The 1,777-nt window shown below is 40.1% G+C and carries 2 protein-coding genes; both read right to left on the bottom strand.

Annotated features, from left to right (window positions below):
- Positions 1-189: 189 nt before the first annotated feature.
- The gene (locus HMPREF2837_RS03735) at positions 190-1,131 is read right to left on the bottom strand and encodes an ATP-grasp domain-containing protein (protein WP_075230659.1); all 942 of its coding nucleotides are present in this window, start codon (positions 1,129-1,131) and stop codon (positions 190-192) included.
- A 13-nt stretch (positions 1,132-1,144) separates the two neighbouring features.
- Positions 1,145-1,777, bottom strand: a 633-nt coding sequence (locus HMPREF2837_RS03730; protein ID WP_261674332.1) for a dicarboxylate/amino acid:cation symporter, incomplete at its 5' end; no start/stop codon positions are given.

The raw sequence follows: 1,777 nt of genomic DNA, 5'->3' as shown, positions 1-1,777 counted from the left end.
AACTAGGAAGCGAGCCGCAGGTTGCTCAAAACACCGTTTTGAGGTTGTGGATAGAACTGACGAAGGCAGCTCAAAATACTATTTTGAGGTTGCAGATGGAAGCTGACGTGGTTTGAAGAGATTTTCGAAGAGTATAAACAAATCAATCCCCCAGTCATCAGATACTGGGGGATTTTTGAATTAGTTACTTTATTGTCCACTAGTGAGGGCTTGCAATTCTGTTTTTAGATACTGAGCCAAATGTTGGTGAGCAAAAATAGTGGCATTTTTTTCTGCTGTAGGATTGTAGTTGGTGTTGGTATTTACATCATAGACATAAATGTCTCCACTCTCTGATTGAACCCATTCAATCGCCGCAACTTCAATCTGAGCATTTTTCAAGAAATTCTCATAAGCTTCTCTTCGACCATCTGGTAGAGATTCTGTAATCTGGAATTTCTCAGACGTTTCTAGTTGTTCTGATCTCTTGCCGATTTGACAACCATCTGCTGGACAAAGTTGGAAACCATCTGAAGAGTCGATTGAAACAGTGTAGAGAAACTTTTGATTGATAAACTCTGAACGTCGGATACGTCCATCACTTGGTTTGATGTAGGCTTGTAGCAAGGTAATCCCGTCCACTGAAGGTTCAAAGAGGGGACTATTGACATAGGCTTCAAGTTCTTCTTCATTTTGGAAGAGTTGAACTCCTAAGCCTTTACCTGCTCGATTGTGCTTGGTAATCAAAGGATAGATGTTCAATTTTCTTGCTGCTTCAATGATGTTTTCTTGACCCAAAACTGCAACTGTCGCAGGAGTCTCAATTCCAGATTCGTTTAACTTCAAATATTGTTTGACTTTACTGATTTCTAGGTTGATGGCACCAGTCCCATTCACAACCTTGCGCCCGTGTGCTTCTAACCAAGTAATCACCTGCTCTGTAAATTCGGGTGCATAGCGATGTCCTCTGGTGTGAGAGGATGCGGACATGCGATTGTAAAAGATACCTTGTGGAGGTTGGCTTTGCAAATCTAAAACCCCACTAGACAAATCCCACAGTTCATAAGGGACTTCTAGTTCTTCCAACCATTTGACCAAATGCTGGGTCCATTCAAGATTCTCATGGATTACATAAACTTTTGCTTCACTCATTACTCATATCTCCTTAAGAAAAGCTGACTGATAATTGGCTTTCCTTTTCTTCTTCTAAAATATATCCTTCTGTTTTTTCGATAACGCTAACTGTTAAGATTTGACCCAGAACATTGATCATGGTACGGCCGGCATTGACAAAGAAATCAACTGCAAAAATCAAGGCCACTCCTTCAACTGGCAAGCCTAATTGAGGTGCTGCAGCTAGTAGAACTACGACAGCTCCTGATGGTACGATTGCTGCAGTTTTTCCAATCAAAGTCAGCAATAAAACAGTAAACAAGAGACTTGATAAAGAAAATTGAATGCCATAGGCGTGAGCGATAAAGATTGTCGCTACTGAGAAATAAACTGCTGCTCCCTCTAAGTTAAAAGTATATCCTAAAGGAACAACTAAATCAATTGTATGCTCGTCATGCCCCTGTTTTTTCAAATCTTTAAGAAGTGATGGCAAGACAACACTAGAACTACCCGTAACAAAGGCCAGGGTCAAGATTTTTCCAAAAGATTTTTTCCCGATAACACCAGCTACCGCAACAACGATGGTTGGAAAGATTAGCGGAATGATAACCATATTGATCAGTTTAATAAAAGCCTGACCTAAAAATTGATAAGACTTCCTGCGAAACAAAATATGATACAATAA

It is taken from the genome of Streptococcus sp. HMSC071D03 (assembly GCF_001812125.1).
Classification (GTDB): Bacteria; Bacillota; Bacilli; order Lactobacillales; family Streptococcaceae; genus Streptococcus; species Streptococcus pseudopneumoniae_N.
Note: the sequence above shows the minus strand (reverse complement) of the source record. Positions and strands in the feature narration are given on the sequence as shown.